Origin of the sequence: Sporolactobacillus terrae DSM 11697 (assembly GCF_000648615.1) — a bacterium.
Taxonomy (GTDB): domain Bacteria; phylum Bacillota; class Bacilli; order Bacillales; family Sporolactobacillaceae; genus Sporolactobacillus; species Sporolactobacillus terrae.
This window is the reverse complement of record NZ_JFZC01000079.1, coordinates 1-6,351: the sequence shown is the minus strand read 5'-3', so window position 1 is coordinate 6,351 and position 6,351 is coordinate 1. Positions and strand designations below refer to the sequence as shown.

The 6,351-nt window shown below is 40.0% G+C and carries 7 protein-coding genes; 4 read left to right on the top strand and 3 right to left on the bottom strand.

The window, feature by feature from the left end; genetic code table 11:
* Positions 1 to 273: 273 nt before the first annotated feature.
* Positions 274 to 1,176 carry a LysR family transcriptional regulator gene (locus tag AA84_RS0114030; protein ID WP_028977726.1) on the bottom strand — a complete coding sequence of 301 codons (903 nt, stop codon included), beginning with the start codon at positions 1,174 to 1,176 and terminating at the stop codon, positions 274 to 276.
* Positions 1,177 to 1,327: 151 nt separating this feature from the next.
* Here AA84_RS0114030 and AA84_RS0114025 point away from each other — a divergent pair, with 151 nt between their 5' ends.
* The 3 genes from AA84_RS0114025 (at position 1,328) to yidC (ending at position 3,594) form a co-directional block, all read left to right on the top strand.
* A complete protein-coding gene (locus AA84_RS0114025; RefSeq protein ID WP_028977725.1) occupies positions 1,328 to 1,711 on the top strand; it encodes a CidA/LrgA family protein in 384 nt (127 codons plus the stop codon).
* Entirely contained in the window at positions 1,708 to 2,388 is a 681-nt protein-coding gene (locus AA84_RS0114020; protein ID WP_028977724.1) for an LrgB family protein, read from the top strand. The genes AA84_RS0114025 and AA84_RS0114020 overlap by 4 nt, the downstream gene beginning before the upstream one ends.
* A 507-nt stretch (positions 2,389 to 2,895) precedes the next feature.
* Positions 2,896 to 3,594 carry a membrane protein insertase YidC gene (yidC, locus tag AA84_RS0114015; protein ID WP_028977723.1) on the top strand — a complete coding sequence of 233 codons (699 nt, stop codon included), beginning with the start codon at positions 2,896 to 2,898 and terminating at the stop codon, positions 3,592 to 3,594.
* An 88-nt stretch (positions 3,595 to 3,682) separates the two neighbouring features.
* On the opposite strand, the gene AA84_RS0114010 is transcribed toward yidC, so the two are convergent.
* Positions 3,683 to 3,952, bottom strand: a complete 270-nt coding sequence (locus tag AA84_RS0114010; RefSeq protein WP_028977722.1) for a phosphocarrier protein HPr — start codon at positions 3,950 to 3,952, stop codon at positions 3,683 to 3,685.
* 203 nt (positions 3,953 to 4,155) lie between these two features.
* Positions 4,156 to 5,034 carry a GRP family sugar transporter gene (locus tag AA84_RS0114005; protein ID WP_176557860.1) on the bottom strand — a complete coding sequence of 293 codons (879 nt, stop codon included), beginning with the start codon at positions 5,032 to 5,034 and terminating at the stop codon, positions 4,156 to 4,158.
* Positions 5,035 to 5,619: 585 nt separating this feature from the next.
* Between AA84_RS0114005 and AA84_RS0114000 the strand changes: the two genes are divergently transcribed.
* On the top strand, positions 5,620 to 5,850 hold the full coding sequence (locus AA84_RS0114000) for a hypothetical protein (protein ID WP_028977720.1): 231 nt from the start codon (positions 5,620 to 5,622) through the stop codon (positions 5,848 to 5,850).
* Positions 5,851 to 6,351 lie beyond the last annotated feature (501 nt).

Genomic DNA, 6,351 nt, shown 5'->3' with positions numbered 1-6,351 from the left:
CTATGATCCATAGCAAATTGAATTGATTATGGGGTTTAAAAACCCTTTATTCACGCTTGGCTTTTGTTTAGTTTTCAAGGAACATTCTTGGTCGCCAAAAACGACAACTTAAACAGTTTAACAAACTATCAATAAAGTGTCAAGACTTTTTTTCACTAGAATCACTCACAAGTAATTCTAGTCGTTTTACCATTAACTCGTTAACAAAAAGCATTCATCAATGGAGCAACTTTATTAATATACCAGTATGGACAAATAGTGTCAACTGTTTTATTAATTCACATGATATTCTTTCAACAGCATCCGCGTTTTGGCTACCCAAGTCCTTGCCGCGTAAGATAGATAATGATTTCTTTCCCAGATCATGGACAGTCGCCAGTTCAATTCAGAGTTTTCAATCGGAAGCGTTACTATAGCGTCTATTTCTTTTTCAGCTTTTTTCAAGATACTTTCCGGCAGCAAGGCCACTCCAAATTTCTCAGAAACCATTTTCACCATAAACTCCCATTGAGAACTCTCAAAAACAATATGCGGTTGATAGCCCGCCTTCTCGCAGCAAGCAATAATCATACCATGTAATGAAAATTCTTCTGGAAACAAGATGAAATGTTCATTTCGAAGATCGAATAAATTCACATGTGTCTTTTTCGCAAGCGGGCTCGACTTATGAGCAACAAGCCGCAGCTTATCTTCAAAAAACACAAAGGAATGAAACAATTCATCATTGAATTCACCAACCGTTACGCCGACTTCCAACAATCCTTCAGCAACCGAATCAGCCACCTTTTTTGCACCGTACTCCGCAATATTAAGATCGATACCTGGATACTCATTACGAAATTGGCTAAGTATATTAGGAAAAAATTTAAATCCAATCATCGGTGGCAAACCAATGGTTAATTTTCCTCTTTTTGCATGCGTTAAGTTACCGAGTTCATCGGAAAGATGAGCAAACGACTGAACAATTTTCTGTGATTGTTCAAAAACAATTCGTCCAGCATCCGTTAATTCGATTTCTTTTCCCGTTCGATCAAGCAATACCATCCCTAACTCATCTTCTATGTCTCTCACCATCTTACTTATTGTTGGCTGCGTGACATACAGATGATGTGCTGCCTTGGTAAAGCTCTTTCGCACAGCCACTTCAATAAAATAGTGTAGATGTTTAATGTCCACCTTCATCCCCCCAGCTCTTCAAATCATCTCTATAAGTTAAAGGAATACATGTATTCCCGAAATCTATTGTACCTGCAAATTTGTATTTTGTATAATTAATTGTGATGTTCGTCATAGACGACTGTTAATTAAATAAGGAAGTGTTATTAATTTGTCAAAAGCGTTGCGAATAATTACGCAGGTTCTTTTCTTGTATCTGTTTGCATTACTTGGGAACTTTCTCGTTAAGCAGCTGCACTTACCCATTTCAGGAAGTATCCTCGGGTTGTTCATCGTCCTGGGACTCCTCCATTTTAAAGTGTTAAAGCTTTCAATGGTTGAATTGGGTGCAAGTTTTCTGACCTCTGAAATGCTGCTCTTTTTTATCCCATCCGCAGTTGCAATCATCCAGTACAAAACAGAGATCTTGCAGCACGGTTCCCAGTTTTTAATTGTTATTTTATTGAGTACTGTTACAGTTATGGCCGTTACTGGTCTTGTCGCCCAATTTGCACTACGCAGGCTGGCAAATAAAAAAGGAGAGATTGGCCAATGATTGCATTTATTTGCATCCTGCTTACTATTGCCGTTTATGTTTTATCGAAATGCGTGTACAAAAGAATGAGGTTCGCTCTATTGTCACCACTTCTCATCGCACCCTGCATTCTCTCACTGATGTTGGTTGGAGTTCATATCGATTATTCGGATTATGACAAAGGAGGCCGCTGGCTGAGCAATCTTTTACAGCCTGCGGTAGTCGGCTTTGCTGTCCCCCTGTATAAATTTCGCAAGGTGATGAAGAAATACGCAAAAATCATTGCGATCAGCATGTCTACCGGCGTATTTATAGCAATCCTCAGCTCAGGTGTGTTCAGCCACATCGTTCATTTAAATGATAGCTACTTGCTGAGCTTACTGCCACGATCGATTACCACGCCGATCGCAATGGCTGTATCTGTCGATATTGGCGGCATGCCGACAATGACAGCAATTTTCGTTATTGTAACAGGTATTACCGGCTTAATTCTGGGACCCGCAATTATCCGTTCAATGCATATTCAAGAAAAATTAGCCAAAGGACTTTTATTGGGCATGGGCGCGCATGGAGCGGGCACATCAAAAGCGCTTGAATTTGGCAGCGAAGAAGGTGCAGCAGCAAGTCTTGCCATGGTATTGGCGGCTATCATCACTCTGGTGTTTGCCCCAATATTAACACCACTCATTCTCTTATAAATTTACTATAAGCGAAAGTAAGGTCTCCGATAAATCTTCGGGGACCTTTTGTCTCAATCAATCCTTTAGTCATGGGGAGATTCCGATAGCGCATTGACTAAGCGAACTTATTTCTCAGCGTGAGTACTCCTTATCCGCTTAATGTGCTATGATTTGCGTAGCATCTTCGGAAAGGCAGGTGACCGCAATCCTTGATCTTTGTATTTATTTATTAAATGACCCCACGTTTCCTACTCTGCTTATCATTTTTGAGTTGTCCCTTTGCCTAAGCAGGCAGGCATTTGCCCAGCAGTATGCTTCGTTCAAAAATGATTTTAGCGATCAGACTGTTCGGTCACACCTCCATGCGAAACCGGAACGGCTCAATCGTGCTCAGTGGCAACATCAATTGATTAGCTGCTTAGTGCGATCAATCATGCGACGAGATGCTGCGTCAACTGATTCAGAGAGTGATTGCTCACTCCTAGCTCATTAACCGATACACCAACAGCTAGGAGGAAACGCGAAATGAAAATGCTCATTGAACCTTTCACAATCATGATCCAAGGTACAGCATCGCTTTTTAATCATAATTACGGTATGGCGATTATTATTTTGACACTGTTGATTCGCTTTTTGCTTGCGCCGCTCATGGTTCGACAGTCCGTTCGGCAATTTGATACGAAACAAAAGATGGACAAACTAAAGCCTGAGTTGAGTCAAATTCAGAAAAGAATGGCCGATGCTGCAAGCCCTGAAGAAAAACAAAAACTTCAGATGGAAATGATGGCGCTCTACAAAAAGCATGGCATCAACCCTCTGTCTGCAGTAGGGTGCTTGCCTATACTCATTCAAATGCCAATCTTGATGGGCTTTTACTACGCAATCCGCAGTTCGAAGGAGATTGCCGCACATCACTTCCTGTGGTTTAGCTTAGGACATACAGATCTCACACTGACGATCATTGCCGGCATTGTCTATTTTGTTCAATTTAAGGTCAGTCAAAAACTGCTTATTCCAGCAGCCGGCTCTGAGACGCCAAACAATTCAATGCAGTGGATCGGATTAATTTCGCCGATTATGATTGTATTCGCTTCACTGTCCACATCTGCTGCTCTACCTTTATATTGGGTTGTAGGCGGGGTGTTTCTAATCGTGCAAACATGCATTACTTCGGCATTACTGCATCAGCGGATGAAAAATGCATCAGTGGTGCAGCAATCCTAAAAGCGACTTGTCCTTTTCATCAATCACATAACAAAAAGCGGTGGATTTGAGAAATCTCAAATCCACCGCTTTTTATGATTCCAAACAATTAGTTTTCTTTGCCGATACCTTGAGCTGAGATTACATTGCTGATTGCAGCTGCTGCTTCATCAGCGTCTGAACCTTCAGTTACAACCTTAAATTCAGCACCTTGCATAATGCCAAGAGCCATGACACCCATGATACTCTTCAAATTTGCTTTCTTGCCGTTATATTCGATATTAATGTTCGATTCGAATTTGCTTGCTTCGCTTACAAGCACAGTAGCCGGACGTGCATGGATACCTGTTTCATCAGTGACAACATACGTTTTTTCCATTTTCTACTCGCTCCATTCATTTGCATAAAATTTAAGTTTCTGCAGAATTTCACAGGAGTGAACTCTGCTCTATCTTCAAAGAACCGTTTTCATCTTAAGAGACGACAAGATCCTTCAAATAGCTTATTTATATTTTAGCATTCATTTCCGCAGATGTCATGACCTAACATTGAAAAAAATGAAAAGTCTTTGATCCACATGGATTATTTCTTCGTCATTCCCAACAATATTCCGCCAACAATGATCAAAGCGCAGCCGATGAAAAGCATCACCATTTGATGTTTCGACTTTTTCTCACCTAGAATAAAAATTCCGCCAAGCGTCGACAGCACCGTCCCGATTTGTGACATAGAGAAACTAATCGCGACACCTTCCATTTTTGTTGCAATCAATAACGCAAGATTGCCACCTGCCCACATCAACCCGGAAAGGGTGTTAAAGAATGTGTGCCGGTCATACAAGGACTTAACCTGTTTCCCAGACAATAAAAGAGCACCGATGAGCATGCCAATAGACTGGGGAAGCACCGCCGACCAGCCATTAATATCGAAAATTCTCAAGATGACCAGATAAGACATATAACCTAGTGTCGACACAATAAGCAGAAAAATTCCCTGAATCAGTGAATTATTGTTCGACTCTTTCGCGTTCTGCTCTCTTGATGTAAACAATACACCAATAATAATACATACAACCGCACTGATGCCCAGAACCATTCGCAGAGCCGTATTCCATTCATGAAACAGAAAAATACCAAACAACGCAGCACCTGCAAGCTGCATCCCGGTGGAAAGCGGCATTGTCTTCGAAACGCCAAGCAGCTTCATTGCAGCGAATTGATGGAACTGTCCAACTGCCCAGCACAATCCGGAGATCAAACTGATCACAAAAATTGCAGCATTGATCTCTGGGCTGAAAAACAGAAACACCATCATTGAAAAACAAAACGCACCGATTGTCATCCCAAATACCTGGTGATGCGGCGTTCCGCCCACCTTCGCGCTAACTAATGGAAGTGTTCCCCACAAGAGCGCCGGGATAAGTGCAATCAACAAACCAGTCAAATCTTCAACACCTTCCAAAGCTACACCATCATCAGTAAATAAGCATGAAACAAACTTTTTACTTTTATGTTTGCACCAATTGACTTTATGTATGACATAAAAATGAAAACGGTTAGCAGTTTTTTAGACAAGATAAACTATATCATATAATTGCTTTTTCGTGGCAATTTTTTCGAAATGGCTTTCCAAAAATAGTATTGAATAAAAAATATATTTCATTCCACCGATTTAACAAAAATCATCAGTATGATGTCATATATAACTCGTGACATACGGTGCAGACAACAATCATTCAGAACCATAAAAATGTGGTCACGGTTTTAGAATTCCCTTAGAAAATCATCCAGCTTTCCGACCAAGACTCATCTGGTTCCTTAAAGACGTCGGCTATTTGATCAAACTTACCCAATTAGTCTTTCCCATCTTGACCTCCAATTCACTCTGCGTTTTACGCGAAAATTTTTCGAGAAATATATAAAAAAAAGAAGCTTTCTCATTTCGATAACGCTTGTTATTTTCACAACAACTTTAAAATGGAAATTTAATCCTCCGAACTGATAACTGTAGCGTTCAGTTCACACATCATATTAGGAGGCTTTATCAATGATTCGCAAAATGTACATTATTCAGTATCTCGATCAATCCACCGCATGGTTTGTGCGCGCAACCGTGGAAATTCAAGCGGCGCATTCAAAATATCAGAAAGGGGACATTATCAAAGTTAATCATCAAAATTACCTTGTCATTGAGGATTTTGGACGTTTAAGGGTTAAGCGCTTTGATAATGAAATAAACCCATTCATTCCATTTACTGATCAAATTCCAAATAAATAAGAAAAAAAAGCCGGTCATTGACCGGCTTTTAAATATCTTTGATAATATTTTCTTTGTTACTAGACCACATCGTCTACCGTTGTAAACTTTGAATTTGCATTGTCCGATCACCTTTAACATCTCTGTGATGAGTTCCTCGTATTCATAAGCAGCGTCTTCATCATCAAGGCGCTTCATTCAAAATGATATATCTTGTCCTGTCATTCTTAATCAGAAATATATGTTCACTAGATCTGCGCTTTAATCCACGATAACAGTTCTTATTTCCCTTTCCGCAGTACAAAGTATCACCGGTACTCTTTTCTTGATGTAGATATACTTAGTACACACAAATCCTCTCCCAATCTTTATATCAGGAAGAATGATTTTGTCAAAGGTCATTATAAAATTGAAATTTTATTATATGTTTTATAATCCTGAATTATTCATAGCCTAATTTGCTAACTGGCCAAAACGCTTTCCCCACAAGGAGATAACCCTTTTCGTTTTTTCACCGATTAG